The sequence below is a fragment of the Ruegeria sp. BF6 genome (assembly GCF_056538665.1).
Map to the genome: position 1 here is coordinate 1 of NZ_JBQFTN010000027.1, position 16107 is coordinate 16107.

The 16107-nt window shown below is 60.5% G+C and carries 16 protein-coding genes and 1 pseudogene; 10 read left to right on the forward strand and 7 right to left on the reverse strand.

Going from position 1 to position 16107, the window contains the following annotated elements; all coding sequences use genetic code 11:
- Positions 1 to 104 (forward strand): annotated as a pseudogene (locus ACR0IM_RS23750) (sulfopyruvate decarboxylase subunit beta); the annotation flags it as partial.
- 52 nt (positions 105 to 156) lie between these two features.
- Here the strand turns inward: ACR0IM_RS23750 and ACR0IM_RS23755 are convergent.
- Genes ACR0IM_RS23755 through ACR0IM_RS23770 form a run of 4 tightly spaced genes read right to left on the reverse strand, consistent with a single transcriptional unit; the run spans position 157 to position 5694 of the window.
- On the reverse strand, positions 157 to 897 hold the full coding sequence (locus tag ACR0IM_RS23755; protein WP_480683403.1) for a maleate cis-trans isomerase family protein: 741 nt from the start codon (positions 895 to 897) through the stop codon (positions 157 to 159).
- Complete coding sequence (locus ACR0IM_RS23760; protein WP_480683404.1) at positions 894 to 1976, reverse strand: pyridoxal phosphate-dependent aminotransferase; 1083 nt, start codon at positions 1974 to 1976, stop codon at positions 894 to 896. The genes ACR0IM_RS23755 and ACR0IM_RS23760 overlap by 4 nt, the downstream gene beginning before the upstream one ends.
- Positions 1973 to 3622, reverse strand: a complete 1650-nt coding sequence (locus ACR0IM_RS23765) for a hydantoinase B/oxoprolinase family protein (RefSeq protein ID WP_480683405.1) — start codon at positions 3620 to 3622, stop codon at positions 1973 to 1975. The genes ACR0IM_RS23760 and ACR0IM_RS23765 overlap by 4 nt, the downstream gene beginning before the upstream one ends.
- Entirely contained in the window at positions 3619 to 5694 is a 2076-nt protein-coding gene (locus ACR0IM_RS23770; protein ID WP_480683406.1) for a hydantoinase/oxoprolinase family protein, read from the reverse strand. Before ACR0IM_RS23770 ends, ACR0IM_RS23765 begins: the two co-directional genes overlap by 4 nt.
- Positions 5695 to 6338: 644 nt before the next feature.
- Here ACR0IM_RS23770 and ACR0IM_RS23775 point away from each other — a divergent pair.
- The 9 genes from ACR0IM_RS23775 (at position 6339) to ACR0IM_RS23815 (ending at position 12182) form a co-directional block, all read left to right on the forward strand.
- The gene (locus ACR0IM_RS23775) at positions 6339 to 6578 is read left to right on the forward strand and encodes a hypothetical protein (RefSeq protein ID WP_480683407.1); all 240 of its coding nucleotides are present in this window, start codon (positions 6339 to 6341) and stop codon (positions 6576 to 6578) included.
- A gap of 27 nt (positions 6579 to 6605) precedes the next feature.
- Positions 6606 to 6815, forward strand: a complete 210-nt coding sequence (locus ACR0IM_RS23780; protein WP_480683408.1) for a hypothetical protein — start codon at positions 6606 to 6608, stop codon at positions 6813 to 6815.
- Positions 6797 to 7195, forward strand: coding sequence for a cytochrome c peroxidase (locus tag ACR0IM_RS23785; RefSeq protein WP_480683409.1), 399 nt, complete (start codon positions 6797 to 6799; stop codon positions 7193 to 7195). Before ACR0IM_RS23780 ends, ACR0IM_RS23785 begins: the two co-directional genes overlap by 19 nt.
- Positions 7161 to 7313, forward strand: a complete 153-nt coding sequence (locus tag ACR0IM_RS23790) for a hypothetical protein (RefSeq protein WP_480683410.1) — start codon at positions 7161 to 7163, stop codon at positions 7311 to 7313. Before ACR0IM_RS23785 ends, ACR0IM_RS23790 begins: the two co-directional genes overlap by 35 nt.
- A 357-nt stretch (positions 7314 to 7670) precedes the next feature.
- Positions 7671 to 8801, forward strand: coding sequence for an ABC transporter substrate-binding protein (locus tag ACR0IM_RS23795; RefSeq protein WP_480683411.1), 1131 nt, complete (start codon positions 7671 to 7673; stop codon positions 8799 to 8801).
- Positions 8802 to 8853: 52 nt separating this feature from the next.
- Complete coding sequence (locus ACR0IM_RS23800; protein WP_480596630.1) at positions 8854 to 9774, forward strand: branched-chain amino acid ABC transporter permease; 921 nt, start codon at positions 8854 to 8856, stop codon at positions 9772 to 9774.
- Positions 9771 to 10757 carry a branched-chain amino acid ABC transporter permease gene (locus ACR0IM_RS23805; protein WP_480683412.1) on the forward strand — a complete coding sequence of 329 codons (987 nt, stop codon included), beginning with the start codon at positions 9771 to 9773 and terminating at the stop codon, positions 10755 to 10757. Before ACR0IM_RS23800 ends, ACR0IM_RS23805 begins: the two co-directional genes overlap by 4 nt.
- A complete protein-coding gene (locus tag ACR0IM_RS23810) occupies positions 10750 to 11499 on the forward strand; it encodes an ABC transporter ATP-binding protein (RefSeq protein WP_480683413.1) in 750 nt (249 codons plus the stop codon). The genes ACR0IM_RS23805 and ACR0IM_RS23810 overlap by 8 nt, the downstream gene beginning before the upstream one ends.
- Positions 11496 to 12182, forward strand: coding sequence for an ABC transporter ATP-binding protein (locus tag ACR0IM_RS23815; RefSeq protein WP_480683414.1), 687 nt, complete (start codon positions 11496 to 11498; stop codon positions 12180 to 12182). Before ACR0IM_RS23810 ends, ACR0IM_RS23815 begins: the two co-directional genes overlap by 4 nt.
- 20 nt (positions 12183 to 12202) lie before the next feature.
- Here ACR0IM_RS23815 and ACR0IM_RS23820 read toward each other — a convergent pair whose 3' ends face one another.
- Genes ACR0IM_RS23820 through ACR0IM_RS23830 form a run of 3 tightly spaced genes read right to left on the reverse strand, consistent with a single transcriptional unit; the run spans position 12203 to position 15934 of the window.
- Complete coding sequence (locus ACR0IM_RS23820; RefSeq protein ID WP_480683415.1) at positions 12203 to 12952, reverse strand: porin family protein; 750 nt, start codon at positions 12950 to 12952, stop codon at positions 12203 to 12205.
- A gap of 48 nt (positions 12953 to 13000) precedes the next feature.
- Positions 13001 to 14245 carry a DUF3179 domain-containing (seleno)protein gene (locus ACR0IM_RS23825; protein ID WP_480683416.1) on the reverse strand — a complete coding sequence of 415 codons (1245 nt, stop codon included), beginning with the start codon at positions 14243 to 14245 and terminating at the stop codon, positions 13001 to 13003.
- A 21-nt stretch (positions 14246 to 14266) separates the two neighbouring features.
- Positions 14267 to 15934 carry a sulfatase-like hydrolase/transferase gene (locus ACR0IM_RS23830; protein ID WP_480683417.1) on the reverse strand — a complete coding sequence of 556 codons (1668 nt, stop codon included), beginning with the start codon at positions 15932 to 15934 and terminating at the stop codon, positions 14267 to 14269.
- Positions 15935 to 16107: the final 173 nt, after the last annotated feature.

Genomic DNA, 16107 nt, shown 5'->3' on the forward strand with positions numbered 1-16107 from the left:
CCATCATCGTCAGCAAGTGCGAAAGCGGCAACGCCAAGATGCCGGTGATCACCATGGATCCGGTCGTGATCCGCGACCGGTTCATGAAGGCGGTTCAGGCGTGATGAATCCAAGGCGCGGGTAAAGAGTACGAAGTCCGCGCCTTTTACGGAGATCTTACCTCTCAAACTCCAGAAGCTGGCCGAACCCGCTGACGGGTTCTTTGATGTCCAAAAGTTGCAGCGCCTGAAACAGCATCGCCTGATTTGAGCTGATTACCGGCTTACCGACCGCGTCCTCCAAGCGGGCCAGAGTTTCAACGCTGCGCATGTCAGTACATGACAAAACCAGTGCGTCGGCCTGAGGGTGGTCCGCCGCGCGGCCAAGTTCAAAAACGGCCTCTGGGTTCAGCGCGCCCTGACCTTCGTTGTCCAGCGCCTCGGTCACCTCGGAACGCTGGATGGTCTCAAACCCCAACTTGGCAAGAAAGCCAATCGCCATATCATTGATCGCCGGAACGTAAGGCGAGGCAAACCCGATGCGGTGGGCGCCGAGCGTGGTCAGAGCATGAACCAATGCCCCGGCCGCAGTAATCGTTTCGGCACCGCTCCCGGCACTTATCCGGCTGGCCAGTTCGCGGTCAAACTCCGGTCCGTGGGTCAGGGTGGCCGAGGTGCACCCATAGAAGACTACATCCGGCTTTACCCCCATCAGCAAACGCAGCGGTTCGTCCAGGTCGGTGGCCCCCAGATCGTGCATCTGGGCTTCGTCGGGGATTTCATCCTCGTCGTACCCCCCCATCCGGGCTACGTGTAGTGAAATCCCCGTTGGCGCCATCAAGGCCAGATCGGGTTCGAGATTAGTGTTGGTGAAGGGGACAAGAACCCCGAACCGTGCGCGACCTCTGGACGTGCTCATACCTGTCCCTCCTGTTTCCATTTCGTCAGGATGTCTATTGCTGTGTTCATTGCGTCCCGTGGGCCGACGGTCATGCGCAGCGTGTGGGGCAACCCTGCGCCACCTTGCGGACGCAGGAAGACGCCTTCGGATCGCAGCTTTTGGTCTGCACTTGCCGCAGCTTTGGAATTGCCCATGTTCACAAGCAGGAAATTGGTGAAACTGGGGTAGGGCGCGAAACCGGCGCCCTTCAGCATGGTCGCGGCCTGATCACGCAATGCGGCAGTGATCGCGCAGGTCTCACGCATATAAGCGTCGTCCCGTGCCGCCGCTGCGGAGGCGATTTGAGCGCTGGCCGAGATGTTGTTCGGGTTCATCACCTTGCGCATTTCTTCGGCAATGTCCGGTGGGAACAACCCCCAGCCGACGCGGAACCCGGCCATGCCGTACGCCTTCGAAAACGTGCGCAGAATGACCGTGTTGCCTGTGGCCACCATGTCGAAACACCGCTCGCCCAGATGGTCGGAAAACTCGCCATAGGCTTCGTCGATCACCAGCAGGATGTCGGGCCGCAACCCTTGTCGCAGTCGGACGAGTTCGGATTTCGGGATGCGCGTGCCGGTCGGGTTGCCCGGGTTAGCGACAAAGACAATGCCGGTATCCGGCTGGACCGCCGCCAGCAAGCTATCGACACTGACAGTGGCATCCGTTTCCCGGGCGGTGTCGAACCGCGCATCGGCCATGCGCGCCGCCGTCTGAAAAAAGGGGTAGGCATGGGCCGGGGCCAGTACCGACCGCTCCGGCCCCGAAAACACGCGGGCCAAGCAACCGATCAGGTCAAGCGATCCGTTGCCGCACAAGATCCCATCCGCATCGATCCCATGCAGGTCGGCCAAGGCGTTTCGCAGGTCCGTCCAGTCCGGATCGGGATACAGCATCGACGTCCCCATGGCCTGCGCCGCCGCCCCGATCGCCTTGGGGCTGGGTGGGCGAAGGCTCTCGTTCTGGGACAGCGAAATCAGGGTTTTGCCCTCAGGCGCGCTCAGGTCAGCCAGTGCATAGGGCGACATGCGCGCGATATGTGGGTGCGGGCGGGTCATGTCTGCCTCCGGTACTGGGTTCGGGCCATGCCCTGCGTTACCAGCCCCGCGCGCAGGTCGTTCTGCACCGCGCCGTCCGAGCGTTCCTCGGGCGGACCAAACCCGCCCCCACCGGGCGTTTCGAACATCAGCGTTTCACCGGCTTTGATCCGAACCTCACCTTTGCCGGGCAGTTGGCGGTTGCCGGGTTGCACGGTGATACGCCCGGGGGCGCCGTCCAACCCGCCGTCACGGCCCTTGGCAGGGTTCTTGATCCGCTCGACCGACAGGAACAGCATCAGGTCCTGATCCCTGGATGCGCTGAGTTCAATTTGCTGCCCCAGACCGCCCCGCAAACGCCCCGCTCCTCCGGAATCCGTCCGCAGCTCGCGGCGATGAAACAGCACCGGCGCGACGGCCTCGGTGGTTTCGACCTGGCTGCCCCAGACACCGCTAGGAAAGGCGGTGGCCGACAGGCCATCCAGCCGGGGACGGGCGCCGGTGCCGCCGTTGAACACAAGCTCCAGAGCAAAGAGGTCATCGCCCCGGTCGACCGCTTCGGGCGCGTGGCGGAGTGGCAGGTCGTACATGCAGGATGCCCCCTCGGCCGGGACTTTGTCGGGCAGGGCCTGCGACAGGCAGCCATAGACCAGATCGGGTGTCATCTGCCCCAGCGTGTGTCGCATAGCCACCGGGGCCGGGGGCTGCGCGTTCAGAATACAGCCCTCGGGGCCGGTCACCCGGAACGGGTCGAGCGAGCCTGCATTGTTCGGGATATCCGCCCCGATGATGCAGCGCAGGGCAAAGACGGAATAGGCCGTGGCATAGTTCAGCGGCACATTGATCCCCTTGCCGACGCAGGCCGCGGTGCCCTCGAAATCCAGCAACAGGTGGTCTTCTGCGATGGTGAGGGCGGCGTGAAGCTCGATTTCGTCGTCATAGCCATCCACCCGTAGCACATGGTGCCACGTGCCCTTGGGCAAGGCCGCAATTGCCTCAAGGGTGCCACGTCTGGAGGTGTCGATGATATAGTCGGCCAGTGCATTCAGGTCGGTGATGCCAAACTCCTGCATCATCTGCACCAGGCGTTCGGCTCCGGCTTCGCAACAGGCGATCAGGGCGTAGATGTCGCCTTCATTGGCAATGGGCTCGCGCGAGTTGGCTTTGACGATGTCCAGCAACAGCGCATTCACGTCGCCCTCGCTGACCAGTTTACAGGGTGGGATCAGCAGGCCTTCGTCATAGATATCCGATCCCTCGGGTCCCATGCCCAGCCCCCCCAGATCGACCAGATGAGAGGTGCAGGCCGTGTAGCCGATCACCGTGTCCTGAAAAAAAACCGGCATCATCAGCAGAAAGTCATTCAGGTGCCCCGAGGCAATCCACGGATCGTTGGTCAGGTAGATATCTCCGGGCTTCATGTTGCTTTGTACAAAGCGCGCACGCAGGGTTTTGACCGCCTCGGCCATGGTGTTGATATGCCCGGGTGTGCCGGTGACGGCTTGTGCCAGCATCCTGCCTTGAGCATCGAAGATCCCGGCCGAGATATCGCCGCATTCGCGCACGATCGGGCTAAAGGCGGCGCGGATCAGCGCCTGTCCCTGTTCCTCGACCACGGCCAAAAGCCGGTTCCACATCACCTGCAGGCGTGTATCTGAATGAATCATGGCTGGACCTCCTCTTGCCGTGTCAGCCAGATATTGCCCTGGCCGTCGATACTGGCACTGAAATCGGCGCTGACGAATGTGGTTGTTTGGGCCTCGACGATCAGCGCCGGGCCGCTGAGGGCTGTGCCGGGCATGAGGTCAGAGCGGCTGAACACGCCCGCCGGGCGCCAGGCGCCGGTGACGTCGCACAGGATTTCGCGGTGTTCGATTGCGGTTGCGGTGTGTTCCACCGGATTGCCAGGATAAGGCTCATGTGCAGGGGCGGGGGATGAGACGGACAGCCCCCAGTTCAGGATTTCGATGGACATGCCGGGAACGATCCGGCTGAACTGTCGGCTGTATTCCGTTTCAAAGGCCTCTCGCAAAACGATTAGGTCAGAGGCGGCCAAAGCACGGTCGGGCAGGCAGATTTCGATCTCGTGCCCCTGTCCGTGATACCGCATATAAGCGATCCGGCGTTGCAGAAGGGGGCCGTCTGGTGCTCCGGCGCGGACGACTTGTTCCGCTTCGGCCTGCATCGCGTCGAAGAACCGGTTTAGCCCGTCGATATCCAGAGTGTCCAAACGGGCATAGCGTGAACGGATGACCTCATAGGACACAGGCGCGAACAGGAACCCGACCGCCGAGCCCACTCCCGGATCACGCGGGATCAGCACACGCCGCATCTGGGCGCGTCGGGCCACGCGGGTGGCGTGCAGCGGACCGTTGCCTCCAAACGCGATCATCAAACGGTTGCCAAGGTCCTTGCCGGATTCGACTGCGTGCATCCGGCCTGCACTGGCCATGCTCTCGTCGACGATCTCACTGACTGCAAAGGCGGCCTGATCGGGGCCAAGGTTGAGCGGATCGCCTACGTCCTGCGCCATTGCTCGCGTGGCCGCAACCGGGTCGATTTGCAACCGCTCTTCGGCAAAACGTCCGGGTTCGATCAGACCCAGCGTCAGATCGGCATCGGTGACCGTGGGCTTGTCGCCACCCTTGCCAAATGCCGCAGGGCCGGGATCTGATCCCGCGCTGTGCGGACCGACCTGAATGCGGCCTAGCCGGTCGACGCTGGCGATGGAACCACCACCGGCGCCGATCTCGATCATCTCAATCACCGGTATCCGAACCGGCATGCCCGAGCCTTTGATAAAGCGTTCGGCCCGCGAGATTTCGAACTTGCGCGCGGTCTGGGGGCGGTACTCGTCTATCAGGCACAGCTTGGCCGTGGTGCCGCCCATGTCAAAGGACAGGACGTCGGTTTCACCGGTGGCCTCGGCGATGCGGGCGGCTAGAACCGCCCCTCCGGCGGGGCCGGATTCCACCAATCGGATCGGCAGCCGGGCGGCGGTGTCCAGCGTGGTCATGCCGCCACCAGCCGTCATCATCAGGATCGGGCAGGTCAACCCCATCTGCCGAAATCGCGCCGCAAAATCCTGCAGGTATCCGGACATGAGCGGTTGCACATAGGCGTTGGCAATGGTGGTACACAGCCGGTCAAACTCGCGCGCTTCAGGGCTAACCTCGTGGCTGAGAGAGATGACCAGATCGGGCATACGTTGCTCCAGAAGGTCGCGCAGGGCCAGCTCATGCGCAGGGTTTGCATAGGCGTGCAGCAGGCAGATGGCGACAGCCTCAACCCCCAGAACCTTCAACTCATCAACCAAATGGGCAACCCCCGCCACGTCCAGCGGCTCCAACTCATGCCCGTTGGCGTCCATGCGCCCGCCGATGGTCAGCGAATGGGTGCGCGGCACGATCAGGTCGGGTTTGACCAGATCGATGGCATACTGGCTGTAGCGCCGCTCATAGGCGATTTCGAGGATGTCGCGGAAGCCGCGCGTGGTGATCGTGGCCGTGGCGGCCCCGCGACGTTCTATCAGGGCATTGGTGGCCAGCGTGGTACCGTGGATAAAACCTGTCACCTGATGCCAGTTGGCACCGGAGGCCTCAAGCACATGCGTGGCGCCTGCCACTGCGCCAAGGGCGGGGCGGTGTGGAGTGGTGGGAGTTTTGGTGGTTGCCACCACCTGAGATGCGCTGTTCAGCAAGACGGTATCGGTGAACGTACCGCCGATATCGATTGCCATGCGCAATCCAACTGTTTGATTCATAAGGGTATCAGCCTGGAAGGTGGAGAAGACCCGAAAGCGGGTCAGGTGAAAACGGACTGTTCCCCGAAGGTCAGGCGACCAGATCGCACCCGGTTTCGCGACGCATCATTGGTTGTCGAAGGTTGGCTGTCACAGCTTCAGTTCCCTGTCGTCTGACTGCAACGACATTGGGTGAGGAATGGCCCCTTCGTCAACACCTCATTCGAGGGGCGCGCAGGTTTGGTGCAATACCCGCATCATGCCAAGACGTTGGGTGTGGCGCGTCCCACTCTGATATGTTTCGAAATTTCATCACAAGGGGGTAAGTCTTAACGCTCAATTGTTTTAGACAAAGCACTCTGATCGATACGGTCCTGATACTGGCAGGTCTTTCTCCGGCGCTGTAGCGGGATCGCGAGGACAGTCAGGGTATGTGCTTTTGCGCAGCCTTTCGGCGTTGGACACCAGCCACAGCATCGCAATCATCGAACTGGACCCGGAACCGGACCAGCTCGAACTGGCAGAAGTACATGTTCGCAACTTTCCTGGACGGAACCGGAGGGGATGACGGCGGTTCGGCGGGCGTGTTCGATGCGTAGACCAATGAGGTCGTCAAGATCGTCGACGCGCGCAAAAGTCAGGTGGGTGAGGGTGCGCTGTATGTCACGTTTCATAATGGCATCTCAGCCCTTGACGACCGTATAGTGGTGACGGCGACGGAGCATCCGGACCTGAACACCGGGGTTGGCATAGTGTTGAAGATCATAGAGATGAACGCTCTGGAGCCTATCGAAAACATCACGGTCGGGAAGGAAACGCCGCTGAGCCTCCCGTCTTTTCCGGTCGAGGTACTGTTCGCGCGCCCCGACATGCATCCGTAAATCGAGCCCGCCATTCCGGCCGATACGATGTTTGGTTTCGAGCGGGCCGGATATCGTGGCCGATCCGGGCGCGCACCATGGCTTCGTTTCACCTCGGCCTCTGGTCGTGACCTGATCTCGGTCAATATCAAGGATCGTTACAACAAGGAGATGAAAAATCTTGAAGGTCTGTTCGGCTCGGGCTTTGTCCATCACCATTCATGGTCCGGGGGGGCGTTATGCAGTGGGTGTTTCTGATCCTCGACGTTGCAGGTCTTGCGGTGGCGGGTTGGGTGGTCTTGGATCGCTCGCGCGGCCCGGTGGCAACGCCGATTACCGATGTCTCGGCTCCGTTCGTGTTCGGCCGGTTTGCCGTGTCGGCCGACAATCCACTGACCGAAGAGGCCTTCGCGCTGGGCCGACACCTGTTCTTCGATCCGATCCTGTCGCGCAATAGCCAGATATCCTGTGCCAACTGCCACTTGTGGCCAATGGTTCAACCGAGGTGCGACGAGATTTGGATATCAACAGTCAGATGGCGTGGAATTGGGAGGTTGAGTACAAATTCGTGGCCGTGGAAGGGCTACAATAAAGGGGAACGACGTGTTGCCGCTGGTTTACCATCTGGGGTTTTCTGAAAACGTCCGCGAAGTCGAATTCCTGTTGCCGCCGGGTGATTTCTCGGCTGGAGACTACAAAGTGCACCTTATCGTCGATCTGGCGAAGTTCTTCGACGGGACGGCACGGAGCGACTAGCAGGCTTTGGCGCCGGTCATATCCAACGGAACGGATGCCGAAATGCTGGCCGACAATTACGCGATTATGATCACTCTGACGTTCTCAGGTCGGTCATATTTTCGGGTAAATTTTCTGTCGGATCCGTCCCTGCGCCCTGAGTTTCCCGCACTCGATCCGGGTCTGCGCTGCGCTGCACAAGATAGTTTCCTTAGAATTTAGCGGTCCAGTTTGAAAACGCCCTCGACGGAGTGGGCGTGATCGGTGATTGTTTGGATGATTGGCAGAGTGAAAAAAACCACGCTGTCAGAGGTATAGACGGAAGGCTGTGAAGGCTGACATAAGTTGCGTCGAAAAGACCAGCGAAGGGAGATGAAGATGAAAAAATTTCTAGCGGCCGCTGCGGTTTCTGCTTTGTGCGCAACCGGCGCGCTGGCCGAGGTTAAGGTCGGAATGATCACCACGTTGTCCGGCGGCGGTGCAGGGTTGGGCATTGACGTGCGCGACGGATTCATGCTGGCCATCGCGCAATCAGGGCGTGACGACATTGAGGTCGTGATCGAGGACGATCAGCGCAAACCGGACATCGCCGTGCAATTGTCCGACAAGATGATCCAGTCCGAACGGGTCGACGTGATGACCGGCATCATCTGGTCCAACCTCGCCATGGCGGTTGTGCCTGCGGCAGTGAACCAGAACGTGTTCTATCTGTCCCCAAATGCGGGGCCATCGCCGCTTGCCGGAAAAGGCTGCCACCAGAACTACTTCAACGTCGCTTGGCAGAACGACAACCTGCACGAGGCCGCCGGGGCCTATGCCAACGGCGTCGGTTACAAGAACAGCTTTATTCTGGCCCCGAATTACCCGGCGGGTGTAGATGCGCTGACCGGCTACAAACGGTTCTTCGAGGGTGATCTGGCCGGTGAGGTCTATACCGAGTTGGGGCAGACCGATTACGCCGCCGAGATCGCGCAGATCCGCGCCAGCGATGCGGATAGCGTGTTCTTTTTCCTGCCCGGTGGTATGGGGATTTCTTTCCTGAAGCAATATGCCGACAGCGGCATCGACAAGCCTGTGGTTGGCCCGGCCTTTAGCTTTGATCAGGGTATCCTGCAAGCGGTCGGCGATGCGGCGATGGGTGTTGTGAACACCTCGCAATGGAACAAGGACATCGACAATCCGACCAATGCTGCCTTTGTCGAGAGTTTTCAGGCGGAATACGGACGTCTGCCCTCTCTTTATGCCAGCCAGGGGTTTGATACCGCCAACCTGCTGCTGTCCGCGCTGGACAAGGCTGATCCGTCGGATGCGGACGCCTTCCGCGAAGCCCTGCGCGCGGCCGAGTTCGACAGCACCCGTGGCGATTTCAGCTTTGGCCCGAACCACCACCCGGTTCAGACCATCTATGCGCGTGAAGTGATCAAGGAAGGTGACGTGTTCACCAACAAGATCCTTGGCGTTGCGCTGGAAAACCACTCTGACGCCTATGCGGCCGAGTGCAAAATGTAATTGACCATCTGCCCGCCCCCGGTCGCGGGACGGGCAGACCACCGGAGTTTCCATGTCCTCGATCCTGATTATCGAGCAGATCCTCAACGGGCTGCAGTTCGGCGTCATGCTGTTCCTGATGGCGGCTGGCCTGACGCTGATTTTCGGCGTGATGGGGCTGATTAATCTGGCCCATGGTTCACTTTACATGGTCGGGGCCTTTGCCGCCGCTGCCGTGGCGGGGGCCACAGGGTCTTTCCTGTTGGCGTTGGTTGCCGCACTGGCCGCGGCGGCGCTGGCCGGGGCGGTTGTCGAGATGGTGGTGATCCGGCGATTGTATAAAGCCCCACATTTGGATCAGGTGCTGGCAACATTTGCCCTGATCCTGATCTTTTCTGAAGGAACACGCTGGGTCTTTGGTTCCTTTCCGCTGTTTCTGGACATTCCCGATGCGCTGTCGGGGCCGGTTACGCTGCCAGGTGGGATCGAATACCCGCTGTATCGCCTGACCCTGATCGGCATCGGGCTGGCCGTCGCCGTGGGTCTTTGGGTGATGATCGAACGCACCCGGCTGGGCATCCAGATCCGCGCCGGAGAGAATGACCGCGAGATGATCGCGGCGCTGGGCGTCGATATCTCGAAGCTCTACACACTGGTCTTTGCGCTGGGCGCGGCCCTGGCCGGGCTGGCGGGCGCCTTGGTCGGCGCGATCCAGTCGGTGCAGGTAGGAATGGGCGAGCCGGTGCTGATCCTCGCATTCGTAGTCATCGTTATCGGCGGTATCGGCTCGGTGCGCGGCGCGTTTATCGGCGCGCTGCTGGTCGGTTTGACGGATACGCTGGGCGGAGTGTTCCTGCCCGAGATGTTCAAGCTGTTCATGGACAACGGCGCGGCGCAAAAGACCGGCTCGGCGCTGGCCTCAATGGGCATCTACGTGCTGATGGGGCTGGTGTTGGTCTGGCGGCCCACCGGCCTGTTCGGAGCACGCGTATGAGGTTGAACGAAAGGTACCTCAACGCGCTGGTAATCGCGGGTCTGCTGGTGTTGCCGCTTTGGGCGTTTTTGGCGGATCAACCGTTCACGATCACGCTGGTGACACGGGCGGTTATCCTTGCGCTGGCGGCGGTGGGGCTGAACATCGTCCTGGGGATCGGAGGTATGGTCAGTTTTGGCCACGCCGTCTTCTTCGGGATCGGAGGCTATGCGATGGGCATCCTCGCCTATCACGCGCAGACCTATACCGCGCTTGATCTGGGGCTGTTCACCACCGATGGCACCAAGTCCATGCCGGTGATCTGGCTGGTGGCCATGATCCTGTCGGCGCTGGTGGCGTTCTTCATCGGATTGCTGTCATTGCGGACGTCCGGCGTATATTTCATCATGATCACGCTCGCCTTTGGTCAGATGTTCTTCTACTTCGCGATTTCCTGGGCGCAGTACGGCGGTGAAGACGGGCTGTCGATCTATGTCCGCAACGGTTTTCCCGGCCTGAACACGCTGGTGCCGATCCAGTTTTACGCCGTCTGTTTCGCGCTGCTCTGCGTGGTGCTGTTTCTGTTTGCGCGGTTGCAGGCCTCGCCCTTCGGTCTGGCGCTGAACGCTGCACGTCAGGCTTCGGTACGGGTTGAAACCGTGGGGTTGAACCCGATGCGGTTGAAGCTGTTGGCTTTTGTAATCTCGGGCGCGATCACCGGGTTGGCGGGGGCCCTGTTTGCGGATCTGAACCGCTTTGTCTCACCCTCGATGTTCAGTTGGCAACTGTCCGGAGAATTGATCGTACTGATCATCATTGGCGGAGTAGGGCGACTGATGGGGCCGGTCATCGGGGCCTGTGTTTTTGTTGCGTTGGAGCATTTCCTCGGAGAACTCACCGATTTCTGGCATGTCTATCTGGGCGTCGCCCTGCTGTGCATCGTGCTGTTTGCCCGCGGCGGCCTTATCGGCCTGCTGACAGGGAAAGAGGGCGCGCATGTCTGATCCCGTTCTCGCCACGCTGAACCTGAACAAAAGCTTTGGGGCGCTCAAGGCGACTGACGACGTGTCCATTGATCTCAAGCCTGGAGAAATCCACGCAATCATCGGCCCGAACGGTGCAGGTAAGTCGACGTTGATTCAGCAGATATGCGGTGGATTGCAGCCGGATTCAGGGCAGGTTCTGCTCAACGGTCAGGATGTCTCGGGCTATTCCACACAGGCGCGCGCGCGGGCGGGTCTGGGACGAACGTTTCAGATTTCGCAACTGTGTATGGAAGATACCTTGCTGGAGAACGTGGTGCTGGGTGCGATGGGCGCGGAACGCATGGCGTGGCGTTTCTGGCGGCCCGCGCTAAAGCGACCCGAACTGCGCAACCGGGCCGAAGCTGCGCTGGAACGTGTCGGGCTGAGCGATGAACGCGACACACGCTGCGCCAATCTCAGCCACGGCCAACGGCGGCAGTTGGAGGTCGCGGTGGCCCTGACACTGTCGCCAAAAGCCTTCGTCATGGATGAGCCAATGGCGGGGCTTGGTGCCGAAGGTTCGAAACGCCTGACTGGGTTTCTGGATGGATTGAAGCAGGAAGCGCCCATTCTGCTGGTGGAACACGATATGGACGCGGTTTTCGCGCTGGCCGACCGGGTCAGCGTTCTGGTTTATGGCAAGGTCATCGCCACCGGTACGGCTGATGAAATCCGAACCAGCCCCGAGGTGCGCGACGCCTACTTGGGGGATGAAGCATGACCCTGTTGCGGCTTGAAAACCTTACCGCCAGTTACGGCGACAGTCAGGCGCTGTTCGGTGTTGAATTGCAGATGGCGCAGGGCGAAGTGACTGCTCTGATGGGGCGCAACGGGATGGGCAAGACAACGACGGTGAAGGCTATTTGCCGGATGATCCGCTCGGAGGGGACGTTGAAACTGGACGGTCAGGACCTGCACGCGCTGCCCAGCCATAAGGTCGCCCGCAAAGGGGTGGGGCTGGTGCCCGAAGGCCGACGCTGTTTTGCCGATCTCACCGTGCGCGAAAACCTGATTGCGGCGGCACGTCCCGGCGATTGGACCCTGCGCCGCGTGACCGAACTGTTCCCGCGGCTGGGAGAGCGGAAGGGCCAGCGCGCCGCTTCACTGTCGGGCGGCGAACAGCAGATGCTGGCGATTGGCCGGGCGCTGATGACCAACCCGCGCCTATTGATATTGGACGAGGCCACCGAGGGCCTTGCCCCGATCGTCCGGCGGGAGATCTGGACGGCTCTGAACCGCCTGCGGCAAGAGACGAATGTGGCGATCCTGCTGATCGACAAATCTCTGAAGGAACTGGCGGCAGTGTCTGACCGCGCGGTCATTCTTGAACGGGGCTGTACAGTCTGGTCCGGTGCTATGGCGGAACTGACCCCAGAAATCTCCGAGAAATACGTGGGCGTCTGAAGGCGTTGGCCGTGTGAGGTCTAGAACCTGTAGGTGGCGCCAAGCAAAGGCCCGGATTGATCGAATGTGTAGTCGTTGCCGTTAATGTCGTGGTCGAATGAGATATAGCGATATCCACCGCGCAGCAGCCACCTGTCGTTGATCGCGTAGTCGGCCGTCAGCAGAACCGACCAGGTCTGGCTGCCGCTGCGGAACCCTCCGTAATCCACATAGGCCGTGCTGGTCCATGAATCGGACAGGGTAAACCGGGCGCGAATGCCCACCACCGGGTCGAACCAGCTGGCGTCGGCAGAGGTGGATTGCGAGGGCGCTGCACCCGGGGTCAGGGTGAATTCCGTATCGGTGCTGTACCATCTGAAACCACCCGCCAGATCAACCTTTACGGAAGGATCGTTGCGCACCCGGTAACCCAGCAACGCGGTCAGAAACTGCGTTTTGACCGAAGTTTCCAATTCAGAACCCGCCGGTCCGGGCGCGGTATTGCCGAAGGACAGGTTGGTATAGTTGTAATCGGCCAACACACTCCATTGACCGTTTGTTGCCGCCAGCGCGCCCATGAAGGCAAAGTCCAGATTCTCCAGCGCATCGGAAAAGCTGAGTGTTCCGTCAAGCTTGCCCGAGGGGGTCGCAATGCTGGTCTCGGTCTCAGGCATAAACAGGTAGATCGTGGCTTCGTATGACCAATCGGACTGCTGCGCCGAGGCCATCGTTGCCGCCGAGGCGAGCACGGCCGCCGCCGCGCAGCCGTTCAGTTTATGTTTTAGTGTCATTCCGTCCCTCCTTTTTTGGTATCGCCCGTTTTGCCGGGTCGCGCGGGGTTACGCCGCCACGGTATCAGGTGTTTCCGCGCGCGTGCCCACGCGATTGATGTCGGTTTCCGGAAAAAACTCGGACCAGACATGCCAGAAGACGCCGGCGCGCAGGGTCTCGACCCGTTGCAGCTTGCCCTGATCGGACATGCCCCAGAAATCGCAGCGGGTGACGTGATTGCCACTGTCATTGTACCAGACCCCGAGGCTTTCGTATTTCGGGTCCAGGCTGATAACGACATCGCGCCCGCCGACGCTTGCGTTGACGATCCAGTTGTTGTCCACGACGAAATCGTCCGTCCAGCAGGCGGCATCCTTGCCGATGGTGATCCCCCATACATGGGTCTTGTTCGGCAACCGGTCGTCCGAGCGGTCCATGTTGTCCATCACCGGCGCGTCTTCTTGATGTTGGCGGCTGATGCCCCAGCCAAAGGTGATCTCTGTCACCATGTCGAGCAGCCGTAACAGAGGGTTGGGGGAGGGTTTGTTCAGAAATACCTCGCCATCGGGAAATGCCTTTTGGAACCCGCGGAACGTCATCCGGTAAGTCGGCCAGGGTTTCATCTGGGCCTCGGGACGTACGGGGCAGGCGGGGCCATCGGCATTCGGGTCGCGGTCGGCCTCGCGGAAGCCATAGATGTGCTGAATCGGCTCGCCGGTTTCATTGTCGCGCAGGATCAGGTTATTGCCATGCTGGGCCAGGACCTCAAGATCCAACCGCTTGCCTTCGACCCGGGGGGCGTAGCCCTGCCCGAGATTGGCCATCGCGCAATAGGTCATGACCACATCTTCGCCGCTCAGCCCGTCCACATCGCCCGCCAGATGCGGTCGCATGATCTGGGCGTCGGGGTGCGCGCGGGCGTGGCCGTTGTTCTCGATTACGATGACCGGCGCGGTGGGGCCGACATGTTTCTGTGCCTCGCTGATGGGAAAGAAGGCCGCGTCATTCATCTGATTGCGCAGACCCAAATGCACCCAGACATAGGGAAACCCGTAAAGAAACAGCACCAACAGCGCAGAGACAATCCACAGCCAGAGCGGCCCGCCACCCAGAATGAAATGCGCCAGAGTCGCGACGGCAAACGCGCCCAACCCGATGCTGATCAGTCGGTATTCGTGCCGGATGAAACGTACCATGTTCTGGCGTTTCACCTTCAGCAACATCTGCGAGATGTCACCCAGATCACGGAAATAGACAAACCCGATCCCAAGCGAGACGATCAAGCCAAGAACGAAGAGAGTGTTTCCAACCATGTGCACCTCCTGATCCGGATTCTATTGCTGTGGCGAGGCGCGTTTGGTCATGAACGCTTCGACCGCCTGTTGCGTTTCGGGGCGGATGTTCTCGATCCCCTCATAAGGCACGCCATAGGCGGGCGTGGTGTCGGGAAATTTCTCTTTCCGCGCCATGTGACGCCCGAGGATGCGCACGAATTCCTGCCCGCCCCACGCACCGACTTCGGTGGACACCGAGTATTCCTCGCGCGTGTCGCGATAGAGGTCGAAGAACTTGGCGGCGATAGCGTTCTGTCCCGCAGCGGGTAGTTTCAGCTTCAACTGGTCCTTCACGATCGCTTCGGGTTTGGCGATGGAGTAGACGATCACGTGATCGCGCCGCGCCTTGGATTCATCGGCAAACAGCAGGGCGGCGGATTGATCCACGCCGTCCACCAGCCGGTCGCGCGGGATGTATTGATCCGCCCCGGCAAAGCGCGACAGGGTCGTATACAGGTCCGAGACGTGGATGATGCTGTTCAGCAGCCCGTCGGCCTCGATCAATCCGGGCCAGCGGATAAAGGCATCCACGCGGACGCCGCCCTCGGTCGTGTCACCTTTGCCCCCCGCATAGATCAGCGGAGTAAACCCGGATTGCGGCGCGTATTTGGTGAAATGTCCGTTGTCGCCCATCACCACGACCACGGTGTTTTCCGCTAGCCCCAGCTCATCCATTCGCGCGAACAGATCGCCCAGCCATTGGTCCAGCAGCTGCATCTTGTCCACATAGAGACCACCATTGGCGCTTTCCGGCCCGTCCCGCCCGGCGCGCGTGTTGTCAAGCGGGATCATCGGCCAGTATTGCAGGAAGAACGGCGCGTCTCCGCCCGCGAGACGCTCCAGTTCCTCCAGCGTCTTGTCCTGAAAGGCCTGGTTCATCTCGTCATATTTGGCAGCATTCCAGCGCTCGCCGGCTTCCATGCGAATCTCGCGGATCGGGCCGCCGGTTTCGCCCTCGATCACGGTCATCATCGCCGCAGAGTCCGGTCGGAACCAGCCGTCCAGAGTATATTTGTCGTCATAATCCCGGATCGCGACCGTGACCTGTTCCTTGATCGCATCGTCGTTGAAGATGGTCAGCTGACCCTGCTGGTGAATCGCGTGCTGGGCATAGTCAAAGCCCTGATTCATGGCCCAGCTTTCGGCAATGTCGCCCATGTGCCATTTGCCTACATGACTAGTGGCGTATCCGGCCTGTTTCAGTACCTCGGCCAGCGTCACTTCATCCCCCGGCAGGCCAAAGCCTGCAATATCGACGGTGGTGTCCCCCATACCCATCCGCACCGGCAGCCGCCCGGTCATCTGCGCCACACGAGTCGGCGTGCAGGACGGTTCGGTATACATCCGAACCATCCGCATGGCCTGGTCCGAGAAATCATTGATGTTCGGCGTCGCATAACCCCGTACGGCGTTAAGTTCGGGAATGCCCATGTCGCCGAACCCCATATCGTCAATCAATACGCTGACGATGTTCGGAGGCTTGCCCCCGTTGCTGTCGCGAAACGCGGCCAAAGCCTCATCCACGGCAGTGTCATCCTGCACCCATTGCTCACCGTGTTGGGCCTGAAGAATGTAAAACTCCGCATCGTGCTGAATGGGGTTTTCCTGTGCCAGGGCCGGTGCAGCGGCAAGACCCGTCGAAAGCGCAATGAGCCAACTTAGATTCACTTCATGTTCCCTCCCCTTGTCAGACGCGCCCTGCCGCCAACACCGCAGGGCGATCTTACATTGAAACATTACGATGTTTGCGCAGAAAATTCTACGGAGCTGTATCTTTGTCAGTTTCCAAGCATGTTGCGGGTCAGCGCAGGGCCCACAACCGCGCAACTAATGCAAGCGGT

Coding starts and splice junctions, on each gene's coding strand:
- ACR0IM_RS23755 (WP_480683403.1), bottom strand. CDS start 897: ATGAGCACGTCCAGAGGTCGCGCACGGTTCGGGGTTCTTGTCCCCTTC.
- ACR0IM_RS23760 (WP_480683404.1), bottom strand. CDS start 1,976: ATGACCCGCCCGCACCCACATATCGCGCGCATGTCGCCCTATGCACTG.
- ACR0IM_RS23765 (WP_480683405.1), bottom strand. CDS start 3,622: ATGATTCATTCAGATACACGCCTGCAGGTGATGTGGAACCGGCTTTTG.
- ACR0IM_RS23770 (WP_480683406.1), bottom strand. CDS start 5,694: ATGGCAATCGATATCGGCGGTACGTTCACCGATACCGTCTTGCTGAAC.
- ACR0IM_RS23780 (WP_480683408.1), top strand. CDS start 6,606: ATGTTTGGTTTCGAGCGGGCCGGATATCGTGGCCGATCCGGGCGCGCA.
- ACR0IM_RS23785 (WP_480683409.1), top strand. CDS start 6,797: ATGCAGTGGGTGTTTCTGATCCTCGACGTTGCAGGTCTTGCGGTGGCG.
- ACR0IM_RS23795 (WP_480683411.1), top strand. CDS start 7,671: ATGAAAAAATTTCTAGCGGCCGCTGCGGTTTCTGCTTTGTGCGCAACC.
- ACR0IM_RS23800 (WP_480596630.1), top strand. CDS start 8,854: ATGTCCTCGATCCTGATTATCGAGCAGATCCTCAACGGGCTGCAGTTC.
- ACR0IM_RS23805 (WP_480683412.1), top strand. CDS start 9,771: ATGAGGTTGAACGAAAGGTACCTCAACGCGCTGGTAATCGCGGGTCTG.
- ACR0IM_RS23810 (WP_480683413.1), top strand. CDS start 10,750: ATGTCTGATCCCGTTCTCGCCACGCTGAACCTGAACAAAAGCTTTGGG.
- ACR0IM_RS23815 (WP_480683414.1), top strand. CDS start 11,496: ATGACCCTGTTGCGGCTTGAAAACCTTACCGCCAGTTACGGCGACAGT.
- ACR0IM_RS23820 (WP_480683415.1), bottom strand. CDS start 12,952: ATGACACTAAAACATAAACTGAACGGCTGCGCGGCGGCGGCCGTGCTC.
- ACR0IM_RS23825 (WP_480683416.1), bottom strand. CDS start 14,245: ATGGTTGGAAACACTCTCTTCGTTCTTGGCTTGATCGTCTCGCTTGGG.